Source organism: Frateuria sp. GZRe14 (assembly GCF_051900395.1).
In the GTDB taxonomy this organism is placed as follows: Bacteria; Pseudomonadota; Gammaproteobacteria; order Xanthomonadales; family Rhodanobacteraceae; genus Frateuria_A; species Frateuria_A edaphi.
Genome location: NZ_JBHZGJ010000001.1, coordinates 1,159,477 through 1,184,954, shown reverse-complemented (window position 1 = coordinate 1,184,954; position 25,478 = coordinate 1,159,477). Strand labels below are relative to the sequence as shown.

Here is a 25,478-nt window from a genome sequence, read left to right as displayed (position 1 = left end):
GGTGCGCCTGTGCGAACTATCGCCATCATCCTTGCCTCCGGTACGGGGGTCCGCTTTCGCTCGGAAACCCCAAAGCAGTTCCTCAAGCTCGCCGGCAAGACCGTGCTCGAGCACACGCTGGACGCGTTCGAGCGGCATCCCGGCATCGATGAGGTGGTCGTCGTGGTGTCGGCGGACACACGACTGCTGACGGAAGAAATCATCGGTAACGGCGGTTACGGCAAGGTGTCCAAGGTCGTCACCGGCGGCGCCACCAGACAGGCCAGTTCAGCCGCGGGCATTGGTGCGGTGGCCGGTGACGACCACAAGGTGCTTGTACACGATGCCGTGCGTCCCCTGCTGGACCATCCCACCATCGATCGTTGCCTTGCGGCGCTGGACGCACACGACGCGGTGGACACCGGCATCCCCTCTCCCGACACGATCATCCGTATCGGCGGGGACGATTGCATCGAGGCCATTCCCGACCGGGCGACGCTGAGGCTGGGACAGACGCCCCAGGGTTTCCGCGCGGGCCTGCTACGCCACGCCCATGCGCTGGCGTCGCAGGATCCCGCGCTGAAGGTGACAGACGACTGCGGACTCATCCTGCACTATGGCCTGGGGTCGGTCCATGTCGTCCCGGGCGACACCAACAACATAAAGATCACCTATCCCTCGGACATCTATCTCGCCGATCGGCTGTTCCAGTTGCGCACGCGCCCAGCCGGAGCGGATGGACTTTCTGCGCTCCGTGGGAAAGTGCTGGTGGTATTCGGGGCAAGCAGGGGCATCGGCCATCGGATTGCTTCCCTTGCCCGTGAATCGGGAGGCGAAGTGGTCGCTGCCTCACGCAAGGACGGCGTAAGCGTGGCTGATGCGGGATCGGTGCGCGACCTGCTGCGGAAAACACTTGATGTCCATGGACGGATAGATCTCGTTGCGAATACCGCTGGCGTGCTGCGGACCGGGCTCCTGGCCGGGCGAAACTATGCCGAGATCGACGAGCAGATCGATACCAATTTCCGCGGCTCCGTCGTGGTAGCGCGCGAGGCGTTCGACGCCATGCGGGATACGGGCGGCAGCATCGCCCTGTTCACGTCGAGCTCGTACACGCGTGGCCGGGCCCGCTCCGCCGTGTATTCGGCCACCAAGGCTGCCGTGGTCAACCTCACCCAGGGGCTCGCGCAGGAGTACCAGCCATTCGGCGTACGCATCAACGCGATCAACCCGGAAAGGACCGCCACGCCCATGCGTACCGAAAACTTCGGCTCGGAACCGGCCCAGGAGTTGCTGGACGTCGACTCCGTAGCCAGGGCCACGTTGGCGGCGCTGCTTTCCGATGCCACCGGCGAAGTCATAGATGTCCGCCGCTAGAAGTATCGGCGGGCCGGCAAGATCGCTTTTCACGCTCCTGGCCAGCGCGCTCGGATGGGCGCTCGTCGTCCCGGTTGCGTGGCTCGTCCCGAAACGGCGCAACTGGATCGCGGTGATCGGGCGCCAGGACGGGCAGTTTCTCGACAACGCCAAATACTTCTTTCTCCAGGCGCACGCGCTCGCGCCGGGGGCGCGCCTTGTCTTCGTCTCCGAAAGAGCCGGCGTGGTCGCGTTGATTACAGGTGCCGGCCGGGAGGCGCTGTGCTTCCCTGGTGTTCGGTCCGCGTGGTTCCTCATGCGGTGCGGCACGGTGGTCGTCGACGAAGCCAGCTGGTATCGCCGCATGCGGTACTTCCTGCTCATCCGGGCCAGAGTCGTGCAGCTGTGGCACGGTGTCGGATGCAAGTGGATCGAGATCCAGCAGTGGCGGAGGGAGGCTGGCGCGTTCGGATGGGCATCGCACCCGGTCGTCCTGGCCGCGCGGTTGCTTTTCTACAGACTCATCGGTCGTCGCGCGCGATACGCCATGGTGGCCACCACCTCGGCGTTCTACAGGGACGAAGTGTTCGAGCCTGCTTTCCTCGCGTCCCATTACCCGGTCACCGGCTATCCGCGGAACGATTTCGCGCTTTCGCTGGAAGGACCTGATCGCGAGCTTGCGTGGCGGAATGTAGATCGCTCGATTTCATCGAAGCTGGCGGGCTGGGCGCTTGAAGGGAAGAAGCTGGTCCTGGTCGCACCCACGTTCCGCGATTCCGGCACCTTGCCCATGCATCTGGATGCGCTCGCGCTAGAGTCCATCGATGCATTCGGCGAAACGCACGGGGTGGAATTCCTGTTCAAGTTCCATCCGTCCGAGAGGAACGCCGACCAGATCCGGGGTCGCCATTTTCACGTGTGTTCGCGCGACTCGGATGTCTACCCGCTGCTTCCCCACGCGTCAGCTCTGGTCACCGATTACTCGTCCATCAGCATGGATTTCCTGTGGGTGGACAAGCCTCTTCTGTTTCTTGTCCCGGAAAACGACGACTACGCCAGTAGCGATCGCGGGCTGCAGTTCGAGCCGCGCACGATGATGCCCGGGCCTATCGTTTCCAGTTGGCCGCTACTGCTGCCGGCACTCCTCGACGCGTGGTCAAACGACGGCCACGTGGCCGAACGCGCCGCGCTGCGAAGGCAGGCCTTCGACGATCTGCCACAGAGCCAGGCCACGTCCCGGATCATTGCCTTCGCGCGAGCGAAGCGATGGTTTTGCCCACGCTCCCAATAAGGCGTTGCGCCCGGAAACTACTTATCGGCGAGCGCCTGGTAGATTTCCAGATAGGCGCTCACCACCGCCTGCAGCGAGAAGCAGGTCGAAGCCTTTTGCCGCGCGTGATCCGCCATGGCGTACAGCCATTCCCGATTGCGAGCCAGTCGACGCGCGGCCTCGGCGAAAGCGCGGATATCGCCCGGTGGACACAGGAATCCGGTTTCGCCATCGTCGACCACTTCGTCCAGGGACGAGCCCCGGCTGGCGATGACGGGCAGGCCGCATGCCATCGCTTCGGCAGCGACCAATCCAAAACCCTCGCTCAGGGAGGGGAACAACAGCGCGTCGGCGGAGCGCATCGCGTCAACTACCGCATCGCGGCCTGCGAGCCGGCCGAGATCGTGCATGTTGTCGGGAAAGCCGGCTTTTTCCGACGCCGCGACCGCTCGGCCTCCGGTATAAAAAAGTTCGAAACCGTCGCCCAGCTCGCTCATGATGGCAGGCAGCATGTGCACGCCTTTGAGCTTCTTCCAGCCTCCGACATACAACAGACGAAACGTCGATTGCACCTTGCGCGCAGCCGGATGGAATTGCGCTGTATCGACGCCATTGGGAACCACGAGCATCGGCCGATCGACGATGTTCTTCCGGGCGCTTTCGGCGGCATAACGGCTCACCGCCACGACGGCATCTGCCCGTGTCATCGTGGCCCGCTCCACCGTGCGGATCCAGTACCGGTGGTAGAGGGCCCGCAACAGCCCCTTGCGGGCATCCAGCGAAGGCTGATGGATCGCATGGTGCAAGGTTGCAACCACGGGAAGATCCGCCGGGAGAAACCGCGGATGCAGCCATGTGTTCACGTGCGCGACATTGGCCCATCGAGGCGTATCGGGCAGCGGCACGGACCAAGGGGCGTACTCGGCCCGCAAGGGAAGCCATGTAATCTGCGCGCGCACACCGCGGGCATGCAGCCCCTCAACTAGCGTCTCGGTGAATACGTCCGAGCCTGTGCCCGTTCGAGGCGTCGGAAACCACACGCCCAACTCGGAATAAGTCAGGATGCCCACCTGACGCTAGCCTCCCGCTGCATCACGCGTGAGCTGCGTCATCAGCCGGTTGCCAAATTCCGGCCATGCAAAACCGCGGGCGAAGTCGCGGCAGGCTGCAGCCCACTGCCCTTCGCTGGCTAGGAGTTCGATGACGGCTTGCGCGAACAGATCATAATTATCGGGCGCGATCAAGCGACCGGACCGCCCTTCGGCAACTGCATCGACGACCCCTCCGGTGCCGAAGGCGACCGTCGGCAACCCGTGAGAAGCAGCCTCGATGGCGACCATGCCAAAGCCTTCAGGATCAGACGGTATCTGGCGAACGGGAAAGACATGGACCGCTGCCGACTGATAGGCGGCGCTCAACAGGCGGTAGTCTTCGACGACACCGAGGAACCGCAGGTTCGCTTCGACTCCGACGTCCCGGGCCGTATCCCGGATGCTCTCGGGCGTCTGCGCTTCGGCGTGCAGAGCATCGGCCGGCGTGCCGCCGATGATGAGCAGCACCACCTGCGGGCAAGCTTTCACGATGTCCGGTAACGCTTTGGCTACGAATTCGCGCAGCCCTTTTCGCGCACTCAACCTGCCAACGGATAGCAAAACCGGGCGGTTGCGGAGCTCGAGGTCGATCCAGGACTTTCGTATGTCGATCTGCTCGGAAGCCGCGGAGGGGAGCTCAACACCAGGATGGACGATGCCGATGCGATGGTCCGCGACGCCGATGGCTCTTGCCAGCGTAGCGGTGGCCTGGCTGTTGGCGATAACGCGGTCGGCACGGCGTAGCGCCGGAAGCCACAGGGCGCGGTAGACAGGATGTTTCACCGTCAGGTCCAGTCCGTGTACATAGACCGCCATCCTTGCCCCGACGAGTCGCGCCACCAGCAGTGCCGGTAACGAGGTTAGGCCACTTCCGGCGATCACGACCGCAGGCTTCCATCGGCGCGCAAGCGCAAGCGCGCGGAACGCGGCTGCCAGCAGGAATCGCCATAGGGGCCGAAGGGCGACTTCCGCCACATGCGCACCTTCGGGTGCGCAACTCCCGGAACCGGTTGGGCCCACTACCCGCACATCGGCACGAAGCGTGAGCTCGCGCACCATGAACCAGTTCAACCGCTCCATTCCGCCCACCAGAGGGGGTAGGTTGCGGGTAATCAGCAGGATCTTGATGCGCCGAGGCTCAATCATCGCGCCGGTACGTCAAGGCGGTGATCTGCTCGGAAATAAGGCCAATCAGGAACACGATCACTGCGGCGCTCCACAACATCGTGCTGCCGTTGGTGAGGCGCTCGGAGTGGTAGTACGTCCACAAGTAATTCAGGCACCCCAACAGGAAGAACAACACGCTCGCCGGCGCGAACAACTTCAACGGCGAATAAAGCGTGGCGATCTTGAAAATGATCAGCAGGAACCTGAGCCCGTCGCGCAGCGGCCGGATGTGGCTCTTCCCCACGCGCTGGGCGGCCTTGATCGGCACGTAGGCGACCGGGTAGGCGCTGCGGAAGAAGGCCATGGTGCTGGTGGTGGGGTAGGAAAACCCATTGGGCAACAGATACAGGAACTCTCGGAATTTTTCCGCACGCACGGCGCGGAAGCCGGAGGTGAGGTCCAGGACCGCATGACCGGTCATGCGCGTGGCCAGCCAGTTGTACAGCGTGTTGGCCAAACCGCGGCCAACGCCGGCCTGGCTGCCCCAGTCGCGCGCACCGATGGCCATGTCGTAGCCTTCCTGCAACCGGACCAGCAGCCGATCGATGTCGGCCGGGTCGTGCTGGCCGTCGCCGTCCATGAAGACCAGCCATTCGCCCCGCGCCGCGCGCGCGCCGCGCTTGATTGCCGCGCCGTTACCCATCGAATACGGGGAAGACAGGCAATCCACGGCGTTGGCAGCACAGATTTCGCGGGTGTCGTCGGTCGAACCGTCGTCCACAACGATGATCTCGGCGTCTGGCTGGGCCGTGCGCAGGGCCGGCAGCAGGCGGGCCAGTGCCGCCGCCTCGTTCTTCGCGGGCAGGATGATGCTCAGGCGTGTCAAGGAACGTTCCCCCGGGTATCGGGCGATGATAACGCGCCACGCAGCGGCTCAGGTCGCCGTGGCGCTGCCCCGACCGGCCGGATCTGCCGACTGCGGCACGGCCTGCACGGTTGCCGGCGGCAGGCGCGGCACGCTGCCGGCGATCACTTTCGTGACGGCTTTGGCGGCTTCCGGCGCGCGTCCTGCGGCCCCCGCGCCAGCAGATGACCGCGCGGCATTTCTAAGGTAAATTCCTTGTCAATTAGGGGGCTTAAGGCCGGAATCTACCATGTCATCCCAATTGCAACCGTCGCTCGCGGGCCTGACCGGCATGGCGCGTCGCCTGGTGTCCGAAGGCGTGCTGCCGGAGGCCGATGTCCGCAAGGCGGTCGCCGATTCGGCTGAGAAAAAAGCCTCTCTGGCGGCCTGGCTGCTGGACCACGGCCTGGTGGAAAGCGCCAAGCTCACGCAGGTCGCCTCGGCCGAGTTCGGCATGCCGATGATGGACGTCGGCGCGATGGCGCCGGCGTCCATGCCGGTGAACCTGATCAGCGAGGCGCTGATGACCAAGCACCAGGCGCTGCCGCTGTTCAAGCGCGGCAAGCGCCTGTTCGTGGGCATCGCCGATCCGATGCAGTCGCACGCGCTGGACGAGATCAAGTTCCACTCCAATTGCATGGTGGAACCGATCCTGGTCGAGCGCGGCCAGCTCTCCCGCGCCATCGACAACGCCTTGGCGACCGCCAACGCGGCCATGCCCGAGATGGGCAACGACGAGTTCGACGACCTGTCGCTGGAGACCGCCGACGAGGAAGCGACCGACAGCACCGGCATCGATGCCACCGGTGGCGACGACGCGCCGGTGGTCAAGTTCGTCAACAAGATTCTGGTCGATGCGATCCGCCGCGGCGCCTCGGACATCCATTTCGAGCCGTTCGAAACCAACTTCCGCGTGCGCCTGCGCATGGATGGCATGCTGCGCCCGGTGGCCAACCCGCCGATGAAGATGGCCAGCCGCATTTCCTCGCGCCTCAAGGTGATGGCCGGTCTGGACATCGCCGAGCGCCGCGTACCGCAGGACGGCCGCATCAAGCTGAACCTCTCCAAGAGCCGCTCGATGGACTTCCGCGTGAGCACGCTGCCCACGTTGTTCGGCGAGAAGATCGTGCTGCGTATCCTGGACAGCTCCTCGGCCAAGCTGGGCATCGACAAGCTCGGCTACGAGGAAGCCCAGAAAAAACTCTACCTGGACGCCATCCACAAGCCCTACGGCATGGTGTTGGTGACCGGCCCTACCGGTTCGGGCAAGACGGTGTCGCTGTACACCGCGCTCAATATCCTCAACACGCCGGAGCGCAACATCTCCACCGTCGAGGACCCGGTCGAAATCCGCGTCGAGGGCATCAACCAGGTCCAGCAGAACGTCAAGCGCGGCATGACTTTCGCCGCGGCGCTGCGCTCGTTCCTGCGCCAGGATCCGGACGTGATCATGGTCGGCGAAATCCGCGACCTGGAAACCGCCGAGATCGCGATCAAGGCAGCGCAGACCGGCCATATGGTGCTCTCCACTCTGCACACCAACGACGCGCCGCAGACCATCGCGCGCCTGATGAACATGGGCATCCCGCCCTACTCCATCACATCGTCGGTGACGCTGGTGATCGCCCAGCGCCTGGCCCGTCGCCTGCACGATTGCAAGAGGCCGCAAACCCTGCCTCCGCACGTGCTGCTCGCAGCCGGTTTCAGCCAGGAAGACATCGATGCGGGCATCACCCTGTACGAGGCGGTCGGCTGCGATCATTGCAACGAGGGATACAAGGGCCGCGTGGGCATCTACCAGGTGATGCCGATGAGCGAGGACATCCAGAAGATCGTTCTGCAGGGCGGCAATGCGTTGCAGATCGGGGAGGTCGCGCGCAAAAGCGGCATCAACGACCTGCGCGCCTCGGCGCTGCTAAAGGTCAAGGCTGGCGTCACGAGCCTGGCCGAGATCGACCGCGTCACCAAGGATTGAAAAGGGGAGCGGTCGTCCCGCAAGAGCCGAAGTTGCGCGGGGCGCCACGAAATGATCCGCCAGATTTGGCATAAGCTCTACCGACGACCGGCCGCGCGAGCGGCGGTCGCGAATCGAACCACCGGGGGAATCGGGCATGGCTACGGCTAACGCAATTGCCAAGAACGCGAACCTGGGCGCCCAGCGCGCCGAGGTCAGCAGGATGACCATGTACGACTGGGTCGCGCTGGACAAGCGTGGCAAGCGCATGAAGGGCGAGATGCCGGCGAAGAACGCGTCGCTGGTCAAGGCCGAGCTGCGCCGCCAGGGCATGAACCCGCAGACGGTGCGCGAGAAGTCCAAGCCGATGTTCGGATCCACCGGAAGCACGGTGAAGCCGCGCGACGTGGCCATCTTCAGCCGGCAGATCGCCACGATGATGGCCTCGGGCGTGCCCATGGTGCAGTCGTTCGAGATCATCGCCGACGGCCAGAAGAACGTCCGGTTCAAGAACATCATCACGGACGTCAAGCAGGGCATCGAGGGTGGCGCGTCCCTGCACGAAGCGCTGGGCAAGTACCCAGTGCAGTTCGACGAGCTCTACCGCAACCTGGTCCGCGCCGGCGAATCGGCCGGCGTGCTGGACACGGTGCTGGACACCGTGGCCACCTACAAGGAGCGGATGGAAGGCATCAAAGCCAAGATCAAGAAGGCGCTGTTCTACCCTGTGATGGTATTGGCGGTGGCGTTGCTGGTCAGCATGATCATGCTGCTGTTCGTGGTGCCGGTGTTCGCGCAAACCTTCAAGGACGCCGGTGCGGAACTGCCTGCTCCCACGCAGATCGTCATCGGCGCCTCGGAATTCATGAAGGCCTATTGGTGGGTCGTGATCGCTTCGATCGTGGGCGGCGTGGTAGCAATTGTCATGGGCAAGCGGCGCTCGGTTAAGTTTGCCCACTTCCTCGATCGCCTCATGCTCAAGCTCCCAGTGATCGGCAACATCCTGCGCCAATCCGCGATCGCGCGTTTCGCTCGCACGCTGGGCGTTACCTTCCGCGCCGGCGTGCCGCTGGTGGAGGCGCTGGATGCCGTGGCCGGCGCGACCGGCAGTGTGGTGTATTCCGAGGCGGTCCACCGAATGCGCGACGACATCGCGGTCGGCCACCAGCTCCAGCTCTCGATGCGACAGACTGGCCTGTTCCCCAACATGGTGGTGCAGATGACTGCCATCGGCGAGGAATCCGGCGCTCTGGACAACATGTTGTTCAAGGTCGCCGAGTTCTATGAGGAAGAGGTCAACAATGCCGTCGACACTTTGTCGACTCTGCTCGAACCGCTGATTATGGTGATTCTGGGCGTGCTGGTCGGCGGCATGGTGGTGTCGCTGTACCTGCCGATCTTCAAGCTGGCCGGCACCGTTTAAGCAGTTTCCTGTGCGATCGTCCTTGATCGCGGCTGACCGGCGCGCGAGGGGTTTGTAGAACAATTTCGGGCCAACATCGGAAGCGGCCATCCACGGCCGCGCTCTTCAATGGCGGCCGCTCATCGGACTAAGCATGCTCGAACTTCCGCTTTGGCTCTGGCTCGTTTTTGCCGGCGTGCTCGGCCTGCTGGTGGGCAGCTTCCTCAACGTGGTGATCCTGCGCCTGCCCGCGCGGCTGGAAGCCCAGTGGCGACGCGAGGCGCAGGAAGAGCTGGCGCTGGAAGTTGCAGACCAACCGCTGCCGCCGGGTATCGTGCGCGAAGCCTCGCACTGTCCGCACTGCAAGCATCCGTTGTCGGCGGGGGACAACATTCCGCTGTTCGGCTGGTTGCTGCTGCGCGGGCGCTGCCGCTATTGCCGGGAACCGATATCCATCCAGTATCCGCTGGTGGAATGCCTTTCCGGCGTGCTGAGCGTACTGGTGGTGTGGAAGTTCGGGCCCGGCTGGTCGGCGCTGGCGGGGCTGGTGTTCACCTGGATACTGACCGCCGCCGCAGGCATCGACTTCCGCACCCAGCTGCTCCCCGACCAGCTCACCCTCCCGCTGCTGTGGCTCGGCCTGCTGCTGTCGTTGCTGCCGATGTTCGTGCTGCCGGGATCGGCCATCCTTGGCGCGGCACTGGGGTACTTGAGCCTTTGGAGCGTGTACTGGCTGTTCAAGCTGCTTACCGGCAAGGAAGGCATGGGCTACGGCGATTTCAAGCTGCTGGCTGCACTGGGCGCATGGATGGGACCGGGTGCACTGCTGCCGGTAGTGCTGCTCTCGTCGCTGGTTGGCGCGGTGGTGGGCGGCCTGTTAATCGCCCTGCGCAAGCACGGCCGCGAGATGCCGATGCCCTTCGGCCCGTTCATCGCGATGGCCGGCTGGATCTGGTTCGTTGCCGGCGAGCCGCTGCTGCAGGGCTACCTGCATCTGACCGGGTTGCGGTGAACGCGCGCCACGCTTACGTGGTGGGCCTGACCGGCGGCATCGCTGCCGGGAAGACCGCGGTCACCCGGCGCTTCGAGACGCTGGGCGTGCCGGTACACGATGCGGACGTGGCCGCGAGGGTGGTGGTCGAACCCGGCAGCGATGGCCTGACGGCGATCGTCAATGCGTTCGGTCCGGAAGTGCTCGATGCACAGGGACGCCTCGATCGCGGGGCCATGCGCCGTCGCGTGTTCGCCGACGCCACGGCAAGGCAGGCGCTGGAAGCGATCATCCATCCGCGCGTGCGCGAGTGGCTGCACCAGCACGCGCTGACCGAAACCGCGCCCTACTGCCTGCTGGCCATTCCGCTGCTGGCCGAGAACATCGCCCACTACCGCTGGCTCGACCGCATCCTCCTGGTGGACGTACCCGAACAGGTGCAACTCGAACGCCTGATCGCCCGTGATGGCATCGATCGCCCGCTTGCCGAACGGATGCTGGCGCAGCAGGCCAGCCGGGCCGAACGACTGGCGCTGGCGGACGACGTGATCGACAACAGCAGCAGCGAAGCGGCGCTCGATGCCCATGTGCAAGCGCTGCATCGGCGATATCTCGCGCTGGCGGCGCAGGCCGACGCGGCCGCGGCCCGCTCTTCGTAGGAGTCCGCTCGCTTTTAGGCGACGCTTTTCCAGCGCCCGCGCCCAAGAGCATCGGCCATGAATGGGCTCCTACAAGGGTTGCGCGGGCACCTCTGAAAGGGTTTTGAGAATCTCCCTGTCCGCGGGCGCGAGGATCGACAGCGCGATATCCGACGGCAAGCACCATTGCAGCGCCTGTCCTTCCATCGAGCGTGGCGTCCCCTGCCATGCGTCTACCCGCCAGGCGTCCAATAGCAGAGCGCGTTCACCGTAGTTCCAGGACACCTGGATCAACGGCGTGACGCTGTCCGGGTCGACCTCGACGTCCAGTTCCTCGCGCAATTCGCGCACCAGGCCCGCCGCCGGAGATTCACCCGGTTCCAGCTTGCCGCCGGGAAACTCCCACATGCCGGCCAGGTGTTTGCCAGGAGGCCGTTGCGCGAGCAGTACGCAGCCGGCCGGGTCGATCAACACACCCGCCATCACGTGCATGGCATGAGCGGCCAACGGATTCAGGATTCGCGCACGTACTCGACCATGTCGAAGCTGTACTCGTGCTCGTCATCGGCCTTGTGGTGGGTGCGTGCGACTTCGGTCCAGTCGCGCAGGTGGATACCGGGAAAAAAGGTGTCGGCGCCCTCGACGGCCGCGCTGACCCAGGTCAGGTACATGCGTCGCGCATGCGGCAGGGCCGCTGCATAGACCTGGCCACCGCCGATCACCATCAGGCCGGTGCCGCCTGCGCGTGCCTGCGCCTCCTCCAGCGACCGCACGGCGATCTGGCCCGGGAACGGCGCCTCGTGGCGTCGCGAAAGCACCAGATTGTGCCGGTCCGGCAAGGCCCGGCCGATCGCCACTGCAGTGTTGTAGCCCATCAGCACGTACTTGCCGAGCGTCAGCTGCTTGAACCAGCGCAGGTCGTCCGGCAGATGCCAGGGCAGCTGCCCCTTGCGACCGATGGCGAAGTTCTCATCCAGTGCGGCGATCAACGAAATGGACATCGGTGCTCCAAGGGCGTGTGGATGGTACAGCCGGCTCATGCGACCGCTGGGCCGCCTGCCATGCTCGGGTCCATTGTAGCCACTCGAAAGCGACAGGTACCGCCCGAGGCGAGGTAAACCCCCGCCCACTGACCCTCCCTTGAGGGGGAGGACCTCAGGGTGCGGATTTCGGTGGCCTCCCCTCCAAGCGGGGGTCCAGAAGATGGTTCATGGCTCCTCCCCTCCAAACGGGTGGGAACCGGTGTCGGTAGCCAATACGCTGGAGCCCAAACCCGTCGCCAGCCCTACTCGCCGCCCTCCTCCTGCGCCGCACCCGGATCCGGCTCATCGTCGTAGATCGCCACGTGCGGCACGCCATCGGCACCGATCCAGCCGCGATACATGCCGTCGGTATTGAACGGCATGGCGATGTGGCCCTTCGCATCCAGTGCGATGGCGCCGCCGTTGCCACCCATCGCGGGGATCTCCTGGTTGATCACCTCGGCAGCGGCGCGCTCCAGCGGCACGTGCATCAGCGATACGCGCATGCAGATCGCGTGCGCCGCCACGGTGCGGAGATAGAACTCGCCCCAGCCCGTGCCGGAGACCGCGCAATCTGCGTTGGCATAGGTGCCCGCGCCGATGATCGGCGAATCGCCGACCCTGCCCCAGCGCTTGTCGGTCATGCCACCGGTAGAGGTGCCAGCCGCCAGATGGCCCTGTGCATCCAGCGCCACGGCGCCGACGGTGCCGAAATGTTTGGCCGTCTCCACGTCCGAATGCGGCCTGCCTTCGCGATCTTCCTTCAGCGCCCTCTGCAACTGCTGCCAGCGTTGCTCGGTACGAAAATACGACGGATCGACCAGCGTAACCCCCACTTCCCGCGCAAACGCCTCGGCACCATCGCCGACCAGCATCACGTGCTGCGATTTTTCCAGTACTGCGCGCGCCAGCAAGATCGGGTTCTTCACCCGGTGCACGCCGGCGATCGATCCGGCGCGCAGGGTGTCACCATCCATGATCGCCGCGTCCAGCTCGTTGCGACCGTCGTGGGTGAACACCGAGCCTTTGCCGGCGTTGAAATTGGGGTCGTCCTCCAGCACGGTCAACGCCGCGGTGACGCCATCGAGCGCCGGCTTGCCCGCCTTGAGCTGCGCGTAGCCGCTCTGGAGCGCGCGGGCGAGCGCCGCCCGGACTTCCTTTTCCTTTGCCGGGTTCATGTCGCGCCGGATGACCCCCGACCCGCCGTGGACGATCAGGACGGGCGTGGTGGCGGCATGGCTCATGGCGGCGATCCCCAGGGCGGTCAGGGCGGCGAACATGCGCAGCGGCTTCACTTGGATGTCTCCCGGTGACGATCCCGGAGTATATCCAGCCGCGTCGGCATCCCAGCAGGCGCGGCCGTAACGCGACTTTCCTACGACTTCGATTCGAAACGTACGCGCCGGCCATCGAACACCACTCGCAGGCCATCCTGGTCGGCTACCAGCTGCATGGCCGACATCGCCGGCACCTGCTGGAAATCGAGCGTCACCCGACGTTGGTCGATCGCCTCCGGATTGACCAGCACGAAGCCCGCGGTCGTGGCGATCCAACCGGCCACCTGGCGCGCGGCGGCGCCTCGGCCCTTCATGGTGACCGGCGCTTCCATGCCTTTCGCGGCGGCCGGACAGCCCGGCTGCGGCGTGATCTCCACGGCGTACTGCTCGGACCCGCCAGGGATCTTGCCCGACGCGTGCAGCGGCTGCCTGAGCGTCCCCGCTAGATGGTTCCGGGCAGGCTCGGCGTCCGCCTTCTCGCGCACCGCCAGGTCGATGCTCACACGCTTGTCCGACAGCGGACGGGTGATGGCATCGAGTGCGATGCCGTGGGTCTCCAGCCGCGCGGTCTGGCCCGGCGGCATGCACAAGGCGACGTTGATCCGTTCGGCATGGCTCGCCTTGGCATCGACACGGCCCAGTGCGAGCTGGATGTCCAGCTGGTATTGGCGATCGCCGGATACCGCGCGAGGGGTCGTGCCAGCGGCTGGCGTACTGGCCGCGTAGACCACGCCGGTGAGGGCGGCCGACAGCGCGAGGCTGGCAAACACGCCAAGGTGTCGACGAAAGGGACCGGGCGAGGGCGACTTCAGCATGGCGATGCGCTCCGTGAGTGGGTGGCGGGACGACCAACTGCATCCCACCGGCAGCACCTGCAGCGCGGCGGGGGTTTTCAACATGGCCCGGGCATAGCTGCGACGGCAGCCGCATAGCTTGCGCAACACGGCGGCATCGCAGGCCAGTTCCTGATCGTGGCGCAGCGCGGGCAGCGCCCACCATGCGAGCGGGTGGAACCAGAACAGCGAAGCGAGCACCTGCGCCAACAGACTCCACCACCCGTCCCTGCGGCGCGCATGCGTGGCTTCGTGCGCGAGGATCAAGGCCTGCTCGTCATCCGCGTAGCGAACCGCGAAATCGGCCGGCACCACGATCCGCGGACGCCACGCACCCACCAGCGCAGGACCCGTTTCCACGTCCGTCGCACGCAGCACCGGCCATCGAAGCGACGCATCCGGGAGCGCCACCGCACCCCGCAACCGCGCGCGATAGCGCGACTGCGCGGCGCCCGCGCGGACCAGGCTGGCCGCAACGCCCAGGAGCCAGGCCCATCCCAGCGCCCCGCACCAGTCGAAGCCGCCGCCTTGCACGCGTGGCAAGGCGTCGCTGGCCGAGATCACCACCCACGCCGCTCCGGACAGCACGCCGGGACCCGCCGCAGCGGGATGCGGGAGTTGACTGGCCAGCATCGCCAGTGGCGGCAAGCCCCAAAGCAGGAAGGCGTTCTCGGCGCCGAACAGCCGGCGGCATGGCCGCCGAAGCAGGGCCACGCTAGCGAGCGCCCCGGTGCAGGCCAGCACCAGCAGGCCAACCGGCCCCAGCCAATCCGCAGGCTCAGTGCTCATCGTCGAGTTCCTTCAACAGGCGGCGCAGCTCGGCGATGTCCTTCTTGGACAGCTTGCGCTGCTCGGAGAAATGTGCGACCAGCGGCGCGACGCGGCCACCGAACAGGCGATCGAGCAGGCCCTTGCTCTCCTGCGAGACGTATTTCTCACGGCTGAGCAGCGGCGTGTAGAGGTAGCGACGGCCGTCGCGTTCGGCCTTGACCGCCTTTTTCTTCAACAAACGGTTGAGCAGGGATTTGACCGTGCCCTCCTGCCAGCCCTGGCGGGGACCCACTTCGGCCAGGATATCTTCGGCACTGCGTGGCGACTGGCGCCAGAGCACTTCCATAACGACGGCTTCGGCTTCGCTGATGGCCACGGGGTATCCATTTACGTGTGTAAACGATTCTATGTTTACGCTTGTGAACGGCGACGTCAAGGGGCGCAGTCACGACGGGACGTCGCCGGCTTCCCGGGCGGGGGGAGCTGTCGCACGCGCGACGGATGGCGCTCGCACACAAGGTGCGCTCCCACGGGAATCGTGGGACGCTGGCACCGGGCGGCTGCACGAGATTTCACTGGCCGCTTTGCAAGTGCGGGTGTCGCGTACAGTTGCTCGCCGGTGGGCCATGCCGAGGGGCTTACGACCTTGGTACGACGCGGCGCACCCGCGTTCCATCGTATCCTTGGCAGCTGATTCTCCATCCGGAAGGCACTGCTATGGACAAGGTGTATGCAAGCGCGAAAGCGGCTCTCGACGGCCTGCTGTTCGACGACATGACGATCGCCGCCGGCGGTTTCGGCCTGTGCGGCATCCCCGAGAACCTGATCGGCGCATTGCTGGACGCCGGCACCAAGGGGCTGACCATCGTCGGCAACAACGCCGGCGTGGACGATTTCGGCATGGGCCCGCTGCTCAAGACCCACCAGGTCAAGCGCGTGTACGCCTCCTACGTGGGCGAGAACAAGGAGTTCGAGCGCCAGGTGCTCTCTGGCGAGCTGGAACTTCACCTCACGCCGCAGGGCACGCTGGCCGAGAAGCTGCGCGCCGGCGGCGCCGGCATCCCGGGCTTCTACACGCGCACCGCGTTCGGCACCAAGCTGGCCGAGGGCAAGGAAACCAAGGTCTTCGACGGCAAGGAATACGTGCTCGAAGAAGCGATCCACGCCGACGTTTCCATCGTGAAGGCGTGGAAGGGCGACCGCCTTGGCAACCTGGTGTTCCGCGAGACGGCGCGCAACTTCAACCCGATGATCGCCACCTGCGGCAAGACGTGCGTGGCCGAGGTCGAACACCTGGTCGAGGTCGGCGAGCTCGACCCGAACAACGTCCACGTGCCCGGCATCTACGTCGACCGCATCGTACAGGGCGCGAAGTACGAGAAGCGCATCGAGTTCCGCACCGTCGCCGGCGCCAATACCGGCAAGGAAAACCCGACCCGCTCGGCGATGGCCCAGCGCGCGGCGAAGGAACTGCGCGACGGCTTCTACGTGAACCTGGGCATCGGCATTCCGACGCTGGTGGCCAATTACATCCCCGAAGGCATGGACGTGATCCTGCAATCGGAGAACGGCCTGCTCGGCATCGGTCCCTTCCCGGCGGAGGACCAGATCGATCCGGACCTCATCAACGCCGGCAAGCAGACCATCACTACCCTGCCCGGCTCGGCCTTTTTCTCCAGTGCCGATTCGTTCGCGATGATTCGCGGCGGCCATATCGACCTGTCGATCCTGGGCGGTCTGGAGGTTTCGGCCACCGGCGACCTGGCCAACTGGATGGTGCCGGGCAAGATGGTCAAGGGTCCGGGCGGCGCCATGGACCTGGTCAGCGGCGTCAAGCGCGTGGTCGTGCTGATGGAGCACACCGCGAAAGACGGTTCGCCCAAGATCAAGCCCCAGTGCGACCTGCCGTTGACCGGCAAGGAAGTGGTGGACTTGATCATCACCGATCTTGCGGTGTTCGAGGTCGAGAAGGGCAAGGGCCTGACGCTGGTCGAACTCCATCCGGGCGTGACGCTGGACGAGGTGAAGACCAAGACCGGTTGCGAGTTCGCCGTTTCGCCCTCGCTGAAGAGCTGAGCGCCTCACGCCCTGCAGGAGCGCACCTGTACGCGACCGGGAGGATCACGGTCGCGCACAGGTGCGCCCCTGCAAGGGGTTGCCCGCTCAGGCCGGCAGCGTTTCCGGGAAGCGGATGCTCGCGATGTGCTCGCCGCCGTCGCGCGTCTGCAGTTCCAGCGGCCAATGGAAGCGCTCGCTGATGCGCTGGGCGATTGCCAGTTCGAAGCCGTGCCGGTCGATCGCCGGTGCATCCTCCACGCGGTTGGATACAGCCACCGCGCCGGGCAGCACGGTGATCAGGATCGTGCCGTGGTCGGCCTGCTGGCTGGCGTTGCGGATCAATTGCCAGCACAACACCATGAATACCCGTGGCGAGGCGCGCAGGGCGAAGCGCGCCGGCTCCTCGATCTTGAGGTCGACCGCCCGGCCTTCGAGCATCTGCTGCAGATCGTCCATGCCCTTGTGCAGGACGTCGTTGACGACGAACTCCTCCTCGCCCGCCCCCACGTCCGACTCCCGGGCCAGGATCAGCAATGCTTCGATCAACGCCTCCATCTCGCGCGTGGCGCGCTGGATGCGCTTGACCGAGCGCACGCCGAACTTGCTGAGCTCCGATTCATCGGTGAGCATGTCGGCCGACATCTTGATCACCGTCAACGGGCTGCGCAGCTCGTGGCTGGCGTCACGGGTGAAGTTGCGCTCGCGCTGGTTGTAGCCGGCGATGCGCGTGGCAAAGCCGTGCAGGCCACGCGCAAGCGTCACCACGTCGGCGTCGGCCTGGTCGGACAGGCGCGTGGGCGCCAGCGCGTCCAGGTCAGGCTCCTCGTCCCAGGCGTCGATCACGCGCGCGAGCCGGCCGACCGGCCGCCATTGCCGCCGTGCCGCCAGCCATGCCAGGGCGCTGATGACGGCAAGCAGCACCAGTATCGCCACTGGCGGCGCGACGCCGTACACACCCAGCATGACGCAGATGACCACGCCGATCAGGTGCAGGCCGAAGATCAGCGCAAGCCGGCGGTGGAACGCACCGGCCCGCCTCTGTCCCCCGCCCTGTTTCCTGGGCAATCCCCTGTCCATACCTGTTGTTGCGATGCTCACCCCGCTCGATCAGGCGGTGGCCGTCGCCACTTCCGTTTCCAGGTCGGCCAGGCGGTAACCTGCCGAATGGATCGTGTGCAGCAACGGGCGGTCGAACGGCTTGTCGATGACGCGGCGCAGGTTGTACAGGTGCGAGCGCAGGGTGTCCGAGTCGGGCAGCGTGTCGCCCCAGATCTCCCGCTCGATGTCGCGACGGCTGACCACGCGAGGCGATTCACGCATCAGGATCGCAAGCAGCTTCAGGCCGATCGGTGAAACGGTCAGCTCCTGCCCGCCGCGGGTCAGGCGCAGGGTGGCAGTGTCGAGCGTCATGTCGCCGACGGTGAGCACCTCGGAGGACACTTGGCGGCGATCGCGGCGGATCAGCGCGCGCAGGCGGGCTTCCAGCTCGCGCACCTCGAACGGCTTGACCAGGTAATCGTCCGCACCGGCTTCCAGGCCGATCAGCTTGTCTTCGAGCGTGTCGCGCGCGGTAAGCATGAGCACCGGCGTGGACTTCTTGGCGTCCTTGCGCAGCTTGCGGCACACGTCCAGGCCGTCCATGCCCGGCAGCATCAGGTCCAGCACGATGACGTCGTAGCTGTTCGACACCGCCAGGTGCAACCCACTGACGCCGTCGGCCGCATAGTCCACCGAATAGCCGCGGCGCTCCAGGAATTCTCCAACCATCTCAGCAATTTGCCGGTTGTCCTCGACCAGCAGGATCAAGCCGGACTGTTCGTCGCGCAGGCTCATGGTCCCTCCGTTGGTGGTTTTCACAAATGTGAAGAGCTAACGATCCGACGGGTGACAGCAGCGTGAAAGCTATAAACACGTGATTCAGCACGCGTTTTTTTGTCGAGCCCGCTGGTGGGGTGCGAGCCTTTTCAGCGTAACAGTGGTGCGAGCTGGGCCCAAACCGTGGCAAACACGGCCGGCTCGCCCCCAGCAGTGGGATGCAAACCATCGGCCTGCATGAGCGACGGGTCAAGCGCGACTTTCTCGAGCAGGAAAGGCACCAGCGCCGTGCGTTTGCTGCGCGCGAGATCGGCGTATACGCCGCTCAGCGCCTCGCGGTAGCGCGGCCCGTAGTTCACCGGCAATTCGATCCCCACCAGCAGCACCTTGACGTGCCCCTGGTGCGCCATGTCGATCATGGCCGCGAGGTTGTCCTTCATCGCCGCCAGCGGCAGGCCGCGCAGGCCGTCATTGCCGCCGAGCTCCAGCACGAGCACGTTCGGCTTGTACGTCTCCAGCAGCGCCGGAAGATGGTGTCGCCCGCTCAGCGTGGTCTCGCCGCTGATGCTGGCATTGACCACGCGCCAAGGTGGCTCCATCTTGCCAAGGCGTACTTCCAGCAGATGCACCCAGCCCTGGTTCGCGGCGATGTTGTGCGCGGCCGACAGCGAATCACCCAGCACAAGTATCGTCCTGGTCGCGGCCGTCTTCGGCGCGGCCGCCAGCGCGGCGCCGCTCCATCCCATCCACAACAGGGCCAGCAACCCGAGGACTCGACGCATGAGTGAATCTTCCCGACCGCTTCTGGAGGCCCGCGATGTTAGCAAGACGGTCCGCGGCCCCGAGGGGAAGCTGGACATCCTGGCCGGCGTAAGCCTCTCGGTGCATGCCGGCGAGAGCTTCGCGATCGTCGGCGCGTCGGGCTCGGGCAAGACCACGCTGCTCGGCCTGCTGGCCGGGCTGGACGTGCCCAGCGCCGGCGCCATCCATCTGGACGGCCATGCGCTCCAGGCGACGGACGAGGAGGCGCGCGCGGATCTGCGCCGGCGGCTGGTCGGCTTCGTGTTCCAGTCCTTCCACCTGCTGCCGGCACTCACCGCGGAAGAAAACGTGATGCTGCCGCTGGAGCTGGAAGGTCGCGACGATGCGCGCGAACGGGCGCACGAAGCACTCGATGCGGTCGGGCTGCATGCGCGCCGGCGCCATTATCCCGCACAGCTTTCCGGGGGCGAGCAGCAGCGCGTGGCGATCGCACGCGCGTTCGTGCACGGTCCGCGGGTGCTGTTCGCCGACGAGCCCACCGGCAATCTCGACCAGCGCACCGGGCGGCACGTCGCCGACCTGTTGTTCGCGCTCAATCGCGACCACCACACCACGCTCGTGCTGGTGACCCACGACGCGCAGCTGGCCGCGCGCTGCGCCCGCGGCGTGGAATTGGTGGAGGGCCGCGTCGCTGCGCCGGCCGACGCCCGATGAGGCACCGCGACGCTGTAGGAATGCACCCCGTTCGCGACCGCCATGTGCGGCCACCGGCCGGTCGCGGAGCCACCGCATGAAGCTGCTCCGCCTCGCCCTGCGCACTCTGCGCCGCGAATGGCACCTGCCGGAACTGCGCACGCTGGCCGCCTCGCTGCTGCTGGCCGTCGTGGCCCTCGGCGTCGTCGCCACGCTCGCCAGCCGTGTCGAACGCGGCCTGCTTGCCAGCGCCGCGGAGCTGATCGGCGGCGACGCCGGCCTGTCCGCGCCACAGACGGTGCCGCAAGCCTACGCCGACGAAGCGCGCCAGCGCGATCTGGCGGTGACCCGCAGCGCCGGGTTCCCAAGCGTGGCTTTCGCCGGCGAGCGCGGCCAGTTGCTCGACGTCGACGCGGTCGATGGTGCCTGGCCGCTGCGCGGCACACTGGAGCTTGCCGCGCATGGCGGCTCCTCCGCGGGCCATGGCCCGGCGGCCGGCACCGTATACCTGGACCATCGCGCGATGATCGCTCTCGGCCTTGCCGTGGGCGACCGCGTGCAGCTGGGCGGCCAGGAGCTGACTGTCGCGGCCGAACTGGTGAGCCAGCCCGACGGCGGCCAGTTGGTGGCCATGGCCCCTCGCGCGCTGATGAACCTGGCCGACGCGCGGCGCGCCGGCCTGCTCGGCGTGGGCAGCCGTGCGCGCCACCGCCTGCTCGTCGCCGGGACGCCCGCGGCGGTCGGCAGTTGGCTCGCCTGGGTCAAGGGGCGACCCCTGCCCCAGGGTGCGGACCTGGTGACGCCCGAACAGACCCAGGAACGCATGCGCAACGCGTTCGACCGCGCCGGCGCGTTCCTGCGCCTGACCGCGTTGCTGTCGGCCCTGCTGGCCGGCGTGGCGATCGCACTGGCGGCGCAGCGCTACGCGCGGCGCAAGACCCCGGAGATCGCCCTGCTGCGGGCGCTGGGGACCGCCCGCTCCCGCGTGCTCGCCCTGTTGCTGGCGACCCTGGGCGCGCTTGCGCTGCCGGCGGCCGCGCTGGGCGTGCTGTTGTCCTGGGGCTTGGCCGAAGGCGCCTGGCGCCTGGCCGGCGCCACGTTCGTGCACGTGCCTACTTCCCTGCCACTCTTGCCGGCGCTGGGCGCCGCGGCGATGGGTCTGGCGGTGCTCATCGGCTTCGCGCTGCCTCCACTGGCCCGCCTGGCCGAGGTGCCGCCGGTGGCCGTGTTCCGCGCCAGCATGGCGCGTCGCGTGCGCCGCGTCGACATGCTGTATCTGGCACCGGCGCTGGTTGCGCTGGCGCTGATCTGGAGCCAGAGCGGCTCGGCCAAACTGGCCGGCATCCTGGCTGTCAGCCTGTTCGGCGTCGCCTTACTCGCCGCCCTGCTCGCGCTGGTCCTGCTGTGGTTCGCGCGGCGCATCGCACCGGGAGCGCATCCGGCGCTACGGCTGGGGCTGGCCGCACTGGCGCGGCGGCGGGGCCTGAGTACGGTGCAGGCCACTGCACTCAGCCTCGGCCTGGTCGCCCTGCTGTTGCTCGCGGTGGTCGCGCCTGCGTTGCTGGAAGGTTGGCGCCGCGAGCTGCCGCCGGATACGCCCAACTGGTTCGTGCTCAACCTGCAGGACGACCAGCGCGCCGATTTCACCCGGCGCCTGGAGCACCTGGGCGCGCAGGAACTCAACATGCTGCCGCTGGCGGTGGGCAAGCTCGCCGCGATCAACGGCAAGCCGGTGGACCAGTTGCATTTCGCCGACCCACGCGCCAAGGAATGGGTCGACCGCCAGCTCCGGCTCTCTTGGACCGGCACGCTGCCGCCGTCCAACCGGGTGGTCGCCGGCCGCTGGGCAGGCGCCCACCCACCGCAGGCGGAGGTATCGGTGGACACCATGTGGCGCGACATGTTCGCGTTGAAGCCCGGCGACCGCATGCGCTTCGACGTGGGCGAAGGCTCGCTCGAAGCCACTGTCGGCAGCGTGCGCCAGGTCGACTGGAGTTCGTTCCGGGTGAACTTCTTCCTGCTGTTGGACCCGGCGCATGCGAGCGGACTGCCGCACACCTGGCTGGCCAGTTTCTACCTGCCGCGCGGTCATGCCGAGGCGCTGGCGAAACTGTCGCGCGACTACAGCAACCTCAGTCTGGTGGACGTGGATGCATTGCTGGACCGGGTGCGCGAGATCGTCGACCAGGTCGGCGGCGCGGTGCGCTGGGTGCTCGGGTTCAGCCTGCTGGCCGGCGCCCTGGTGCTGGCCGCGGCGCTCGCCACCAGCGCGGCCGAGCGCCGGCACGAAGCCGCGCTGCTGCGCACGCTGGGCGCGCGACGTGGCCAGTTGCGCCTGGCGGCGGCCTGCGAGTTCGCCCTGCTGGGCCTGATCGCCGGCCTGACGGCGGCGCTGGGCGCCGCCGTCGCGGGCTGGTGGCTGGGGCGGGCGGTGTTCCGGCTTGACGATTTCATGCCACCGCTGGCGCCGCTGGCGGGTGCTGCGCTGCTGGCTGCCGCGGTGATCATGTTGCTGGGACTGGCGGGCACGCGCCGGGTCACCCGGACCTCGCCGATGCGGTTGTTGCGGGAAGGATGAGCCCGGCCCCAGACTGGGCGCTTGCCACCGGGACCCAGCCATGAGCGACAACCGCAAAACGACCCGCAGTCCACGCAACAGCCTGGGTACGGGTATTGCCCTTGGCGTGGCCATTGGCGCCGGCCTCGGCGTCGCCCTGCACAACCTCGCGCTCGGTATCGGCATCGGCGTGGCCATTGGCGTTGCGCTGGGCAGCGCCATGCGTGGCCGCGGCAACGATGGATCCGGTGAGCCGCCGCAGGATTGACCGAGCACGGAGAACGGCGCATGTACACGCTCTACTACGCTCCCGGCACCGCCAGCATGGTGGTCCACCTGGCCCTGCTGGAAACCGGCGCGCCACACGAACTCAAGCTGGTCGACCTGGATGCCGGGGCGCAGCGCGATCCCGGCTACCTCGAGCTCAACCCGCGCGGCGTGGTGCCCACGCTGGTGGTCGACGGCAAGCCGCTGGGCGAGTCGGCCGCGCTGTTGATGCTGCTGGCAGAGCGGCACCCCGGCTCGCCGCTCGCGCCGCCGCCCGGTACGCCCGAGCGGGCAGCCTGGTACCAGTGGATCGTCTACCTCAGCAACACGCTGATGTCCGCCTACCGCTTCTGGTTCTACCCGCAGGACCTGGACGACACGCCGGCCGTGCACGCGGCGCTGCAGCGGCGGATCGAGGGCGTGTGGGACCTGCTCGATGCCCAACTGGCCGCACACGGCCCGTACCTGCTGGGCGAGCGCTTCTCCGGCGCCGACCTGTTGCTGACCATGCTCATGCGCTGGTCGCGCAACATGCCGCGCCCGGCGACCGAATGGCCGGCGCTCAAGCGGCTGGCGGATCTCGTGCGAGCGCGGCCGAGCTGGCAGCGGCTGTACGAGGTCGAGGGCCTGCGCGAATGGTAGGCCGTCCACGCAAGCACCGATGACCGTGCGCCACTGGCTGGACCGGCTGAAGGCCGAATGGCTGCTGGTCGCCTTCGCCCTGCTCACGCTGGTGCTGGCGTTCGCCGATCCGCAACCGGCGGCCACCTGGCGCCGCTGGCTGCAGGGACCGACGCTGGCCGGCCTGGCCGGCCTGCTGATCGCCATCCAGGGCATCCGCGACAGTGCGCTGGTGCAGCACGCCGCCGCGCTGCTCGTGGCGCGCACGCATTCGCTGCGAAGCCTGGGGTTGCTGCTGGTCGGCGCCACCGCACTGCTGTCCATGGTTCTCACCAACGATGTGAGCCTGTTCGTGCTGGTGCCGCTGACCGTGGCGATCGGCGGGCTCTCGAACTTGCCGGTGCTGCGCATGGTGGTACTGGAGGCGCTGGCGGTGAACGCGGGCTCGACGCTGAGCCCGATCGGCAACCCACAGAACCTGCTGCTGTGGCAGCACGGACAGCTGTCGTTCCTGGGCTTCGTCTGGGCCATGCTGCCGGCGGCCGCAGTGATGTTCGTGCTGGTAGCGGCACTGACCTGGGCGTGGCTGCCACGCGATCGCGTGGCGCTGGCGCCGCAGGCGCTGGACCGTCAACCGGTGGCCCGCGGCCTGGCCATGCTGTCGACGGTCGCGCTGGCAGCCATGGTGGTGTTGATGGAGTACGGCCACGCGGCGTTCGGCGCCGGCGCGCTGCTGCTGGTATTCGTGCTCGCTGCCCCGCGCAGCCTGGCGCGTGTCGATTGGCTTCTGCTGCTCACCTTCGCCGCGATCTTCCTCGGGCTTGGCCATCTGGCCGAGCTGCCATGGGTCGACGCTGCGCTGGATCGCCTGGACTTCGGCCAGCCGCTCACGCTCTACCTGGGCGGCATCCTCGCCTCGCAGCTGATCAGCAACGTGCCGGCGACCGTGCTGTTGCTCGAACGCGCCCACGACCCGATTGCCCTTGCGGTGGCGGTGAACGTGGGCGGCGTCGGGGTGGCGATCGGTTCGCTGGCCAACCTCATCGCCCTGCGGCTGGCGCGCCAGCCGCACGGGCTGCGCGCGCTGCACCGGGTGTCGATTCCGTTCCTGCTGGTGTGCGCGCCACTTGTATACCTTGCGTGGCGGTGGCTTGGCTGACGGCTCGCATCCCCGTGGGGCTCACGGGTGAGCTGCAGTCCACCGCCGGCAAGGTGGGCGGTGGGCTGAAGTCCGCCCTGGCACGGTCCGCGTGGGATCAGTCGTCGTCGCGCGGCACGTCGACCTTGCCCTTGACCCCGTTGTAGCTCACGTCGCCGCTGCCCTTGGCACCAAGGCTGAGGTCGCCGCCCACGCCATCGACGTCCAGGTCGCCCGAGCCCAGCGTGTCGGCATGCACGCTGCCGCGCACGTTGCGCAGGGTCACGTCGCCCGAGCCGATGCTGCCCACGCGCGCGTCGCCGCCAATCCCGCTTGCGGTGAGGTCGCCCGAACCGACCGAGCCGACGTCCAGGCTGCCGACGTCGTGTGCCTCGGCATCGCCCGAACCCACGCTGGTGGCAAAGCGGCCGGCCACGTTGCGCACGTGCAGATCACCGGAACCGACGTGGCTGTCGAGCTGGGCGACCCCACTGACGTCGGCGTCACCCGAACCCACGTCCACCGTCAAGGGCAGGCTGGCCGGAAGCTCGACCGCCACGTCCAGGTCGGCCTCGCCGCTGCCGAGCCAGTGGAACCCGCGGCCGTTGCCGAGCTCGAGGATGAGCTGGTCGCCCTCGCGTCGCTGGGTGACGACCAGCTGGTCGAGCATGTCGCGGTCGGAAGCACAGGCCCGGCCGCGCACATCGAGCTTGCGGGCATCGGCCCGGCCGGTCACGTGCAGATCGAAACTGTGCACCTCGATCTGCACGGCGTGTACGCCGGCCAGGTCGACGCTCATGTTGCGAGGTGCCTCGAAGGCGCAGTCGTCGGTCGCATGGCCGGCCAGCGGCGCAAGCAACAACAGTGAGGCGAGGATGAGGCGCATGGGAGACTCCGCTTGGCTGAATGGACCCCCTTTGGATGCACCCGGGCGTCTGAGGGTTGCAGTCAACGCAGTGCATCGGATCGCGT

At 67.0% G+C, this 25,478-nt stretch carries 24 protein-coding genes and 1 pseudogene; 13 read left to right on the top strand and 12 right to left on the bottom strand.

Annotated features, from left to right (window positions below; genetic code table 11):
- Nucleotides 1–9 precede the first annotated feature (9 nt).
- Together ispD and ACFWZ1_RS05415 are read left to right on the top strand one after the other, a co-directional pair.
- Nucleotides 10–1,356 (top strand): 2-C-methyl-D-erythritol 4-phosphate cytidylyltransferase, encoded by a 1,347-nt coding sequence (ispD, locus tag ACFWZ1_RS05420; protein ID WP_439665683.1) that lies wholly within the window; start codon nt 10–12, stop codon nt 1,354–1,356.
- Nucleotides 1,343–2,626 carry a CDP-glycerol glycerophosphotransferase family protein gene (locus ACFWZ1_RS05415; protein ID WP_439665682.1) on the top strand — a complete coding sequence of 428 codons (1,284 nt, stop codon included), beginning with the start codon at nt 1,343–1,345 and terminating at the stop codon, nt 2,624–2,626. Before ispD ends, ACFWZ1_RS05415 begins: the two co-directional genes overlap by 14 nt.
- A 17-nt stretch (nt 2,627–2,643) precedes the next feature.
- Here ACFWZ1_RS05415 and ACFWZ1_RS05410 read toward each other — a convergent pair whose 3' ends face one another.
- The 3 genes from ACFWZ1_RS05410 to ACFWZ1_RS05400 are packed head-to-tail and all read right to left on the bottom strand — an operon-like array spanning nt 2,644 to nt 5,689.
- Nucleotides 2,644–3,675, bottom strand: a complete 1,032-nt coding sequence (locus tag ACFWZ1_RS05410) for a glycosyltransferase family 4 protein (RefSeq protein ID WP_439665681.1) — start codon at nt 3,673–3,675, stop codon at nt 2,644–2,646.
- A 6-nt stretch (nt 3,676–3,681) separates the two neighbouring features.
- Nucleotides 3,682–4,842, bottom strand: coding sequence for a glycosyltransferase family 4 protein (locus ACFWZ1_RS05405; RefSeq protein WP_439665680.1), 1,161 nt, complete (start codon nt 4,840–4,842; stop codon nt 3,682–3,684).
- A complete protein-coding gene (locus ACFWZ1_RS05400) occupies nt 4,835–5,689 on the bottom strand; it encodes a glycosyltransferase family 2 protein (protein WP_439665679.1) in 855 nt (284 codons plus the stop codon). Before ACFWZ1_RS05400 ends, ACFWZ1_RS05405 begins: the two co-directional genes overlap by 8 nt.
- A 268-nt stretch (nt 5,690–5,957) precedes the next feature.
- Between ACFWZ1_RS05400 and pilB the strand changes: the two genes are divergently transcribed.
- The 4 genes from pilB to coaE all read left to right on the top strand — a co-directional run bounded on the left by pilB (nt 5,958) and on the right by coaE (nt 10,713).
- Nucleotides 5,958–7,682 (top strand): type IV-A pilus assembly ATPase PilB, encoded by a 1,725-nt coding sequence (pilB, locus tag ACFWZ1_RS05395; protein WP_439665678.1) that lies wholly within the window; start codon nt 5,958–5,960, stop codon nt 7,680–7,682.
- 136 nt (nt 7,683–7,818) lie between these two features.
- Nucleotides 7,819–9,084, top strand: a complete 1,266-nt coding sequence (locus ACFWZ1_RS05390) for a type II secretion system F family protein (RefSeq protein WP_275045772.1) — start codon at nt 7,819–7,821, stop codon at nt 9,082–9,084.
- Nucleotides 9,085–9,217: 133 nt separating this feature from the next.
- Entirely contained in the window at nt 9,218–10,075 is an 858-nt protein-coding gene (locus ACFWZ1_RS05385; protein ID WP_439665677.1) for a prepilin peptidase, read from the top strand.
- Nucleotides 10,072–10,713, top strand: a complete 642-nt coding sequence (coaE, locus tag ACFWZ1_RS05380) for a dephospho-CoA kinase (RefSeq protein WP_439665676.1) — start codon at nt 10,072–10,074, stop codon at nt 10,711–10,713. Before ACFWZ1_RS05385 ends, coaE begins: the two co-directional genes overlap by 4 nt.
- Nucleotides 10,714–10,782: 69 nt before the next feature.
- On the opposite strand, the gene ACFWZ1_RS05375 is transcribed toward coaE, so the two are convergent.
- The 5 genes from ACFWZ1_RS05375 to ACFWZ1_RS05355 form a co-directional block, all read right to left on the bottom strand.
- Nucleotides 10,783–11,184 carry a (deoxy)nucleoside triphosphate pyrophosphohydrolase gene (locus tag ACFWZ1_RS05375; RefSeq protein WP_231324320.1) on the bottom strand — a complete coding sequence of 134 codons (402 nt, stop codon included), beginning with the start codon at nt 11,182–11,184 and terminating at the stop codon, nt 10,783–10,785.
- Nucleotides 11,185–11,204: 20 nt separating this feature from the next.
- Nucleotides 11,205–11,693, bottom strand: a complete 489-nt coding sequence (locus ACFWZ1_RS05370; protein ID WP_231324318.1) for a dihydrofolate reductase — start codon at nt 11,691–11,693, stop codon at nt 11,205–11,207.
- A 284-nt stretch (nt 11,694–11,977) separates the two neighbouring features.
- Nucleotides 11,978–13,009 carry an isoaspartyl peptidase/L-asparaginase family protein gene (locus ACFWZ1_RS05365; protein ID WP_439665675.1) on the bottom strand — a complete coding sequence of 344 codons (1,032 nt, stop codon included), beginning with the start codon at nt 13,007–13,009 and terminating at the stop codon, nt 11,978–11,980.
- Between the two features lie 80 nt (nt 13,010–13,089).
- Nucleotides 13,090–14,613 (bottom strand): M56 family metallopeptidase, encoded by a 1,524-nt coding sequence (locus tag ACFWZ1_RS05360; RefSeq protein ID WP_439665674.1) that lies wholly within the window; start codon nt 14,611–14,613, stop codon nt 13,090–13,092.
- Entirely contained in the window at nt 14,603–14,971 is a 369-nt protein-coding gene (locus ACFWZ1_RS05355; RefSeq protein ID WP_231324314.1) for a BlaI/MecI/CopY family transcriptional regulator, read from the bottom strand. Before ACFWZ1_RS05355 ends, ACFWZ1_RS05360 begins: the two co-directional genes overlap by 11 nt.
- A gap of 125 nt (nt 14,972–15,096) precedes the next feature.
- On the opposite strand from ACFWZ1_RS05355, the pseudogene ACFWZ1_RS05350 reads away from it, so the two are divergent.
- Together ACFWZ1_RS05350 and ACFWZ1_RS05345 are read left to right on the top strand one after the other, a co-directional pair.
- Nucleotides 15,097–15,948 (top strand): annotated as a pseudogene (locus ACFWZ1_RS05350) (CoA transferase subunit A); the annotation flags it as partial.
- Between the two features lie 93 nt (nt 15,949–16,041).
- Entirely contained in the window at nt 16,042–16,671 is a 630-nt protein-coding gene (locus ACFWZ1_RS05345) for a CoA transferase subunit B (protein ID WP_231325891.1), read from the top strand.
- A gap of 87 nt (nt 16,672–16,758) precedes the next feature.
- Here the strand turns inward: ACFWZ1_RS05345 and ACFWZ1_RS05340 are convergent, their stop codons facing one another.
- From ACFWZ1_RS05340 to ACFWZ1_RS05330, 3 genes are all read right to left on the bottom strand, one after another.
- Nucleotides 16,759–17,730, bottom strand: coding sequence for a sensor histidine kinase (locus tag ACFWZ1_RS05340; protein ID WP_439665673.1), 972 nt, complete (start codon nt 17,728–17,730; stop codon nt 16,759–16,761).
- A gap of 30 nt (nt 17,731–17,760) precedes the next feature.
- Nucleotides 17,761–18,486, bottom strand: a complete 726-nt coding sequence (locus ACFWZ1_RS05335; protein WP_209619864.1) for a response regulator transcription factor — start codon at nt 18,484–18,486, stop codon at nt 17,761–17,763.
- A gap of 131 nt (nt 18,487–18,617) precedes the next feature.
- Nucleotides 18,618–19,250 carry an arylesterase gene (locus ACFWZ1_RS05330; protein ID WP_439665672.1) on the bottom strand — a complete coding sequence of 211 codons (633 nt, stop codon included), beginning with the start codon at nt 19,248–19,250 and terminating at the stop codon, nt 18,618–18,620.
- Here ACFWZ1_RS05330 and ACFWZ1_RS05325 point away from each other — a divergent pair.
- The 5 genes from ACFWZ1_RS05325 to ACFWZ1_RS05305 all read left to right on the top strand — a co-directional run bounded on the left by ACFWZ1_RS05325 (nt 19,249) and on the right by ACFWZ1_RS05305 (nt 24,527).
- Nucleotides 19,249–19,944 carry an ABC transporter ATP-binding protein gene (locus ACFWZ1_RS05325; protein ID WP_439665671.1) on the top strand — a complete coding sequence of 232 codons (696 nt, stop codon included), beginning with the start codon at nt 19,249–19,251 and terminating at the stop codon, nt 19,942–19,944. The genes ACFWZ1_RS05330 and ACFWZ1_RS05325 overlap by 2 nt on opposite strands.
- A 76-nt stretch (nt 19,945–20,020) precedes the next feature.
- A complete protein-coding gene (locus ACFWZ1_RS05320) occupies nt 20,021–22,501 on the top strand; it encodes an ABC transporter permease (protein ID WP_439665670.1) in 2,481 nt (826 codons plus the stop codon).
- A gap of 40 nt (nt 22,502–22,541) precedes the next feature.
- Nucleotides 22,542–22,748, top strand: coding sequence for a hypothetical protein (locus ACFWZ1_RS05315; RefSeq protein ID WP_439665669.1), 207 nt, complete (start codon nt 22,542–22,544; stop codon nt 22,746–22,748).
- Nucleotides 22,749–22,768: 20 nt separating this feature from the next.
- Nucleotides 22,769–23,389 (top strand): glutathione S-transferase family protein, encoded by a 621-nt coding sequence (locus ACFWZ1_RS05310; protein ID WP_439665668.1) that lies wholly within the window; start codon nt 22,769–22,771, stop codon nt 23,387–23,389.
- Between the two features lie 19 nt (nt 23,390–23,408).
- Nucleotides 23,409–24,527 (top strand): SLC13 family permease, encoded by a 1,119-nt coding sequence (locus ACFWZ1_RS05305; protein ID WP_439665667.1) that lies wholly within the window; start codon nt 23,409–23,411, stop codon nt 24,525–24,527.
- 97 nt (nt 24,528–24,624) lie between these two features.
- Here the strand turns inward: ACFWZ1_RS05305 and ACFWZ1_RS05300 are convergent, their stop codons facing one another.
- Nucleotides 24,625–25,392: a DUF4097 family beta strand repeat-containing protein gene (locus ACFWZ1_RS05300; RefSeq protein ID WP_439665666.1), complete on the bottom strand. Its 768-nt coding sequence runs from the start codon at nt 25,390–25,392 to the stop codon at nt 24,625–24,627.
- Nucleotides 25,393–25,478 lie beyond the last annotated feature (86 nt).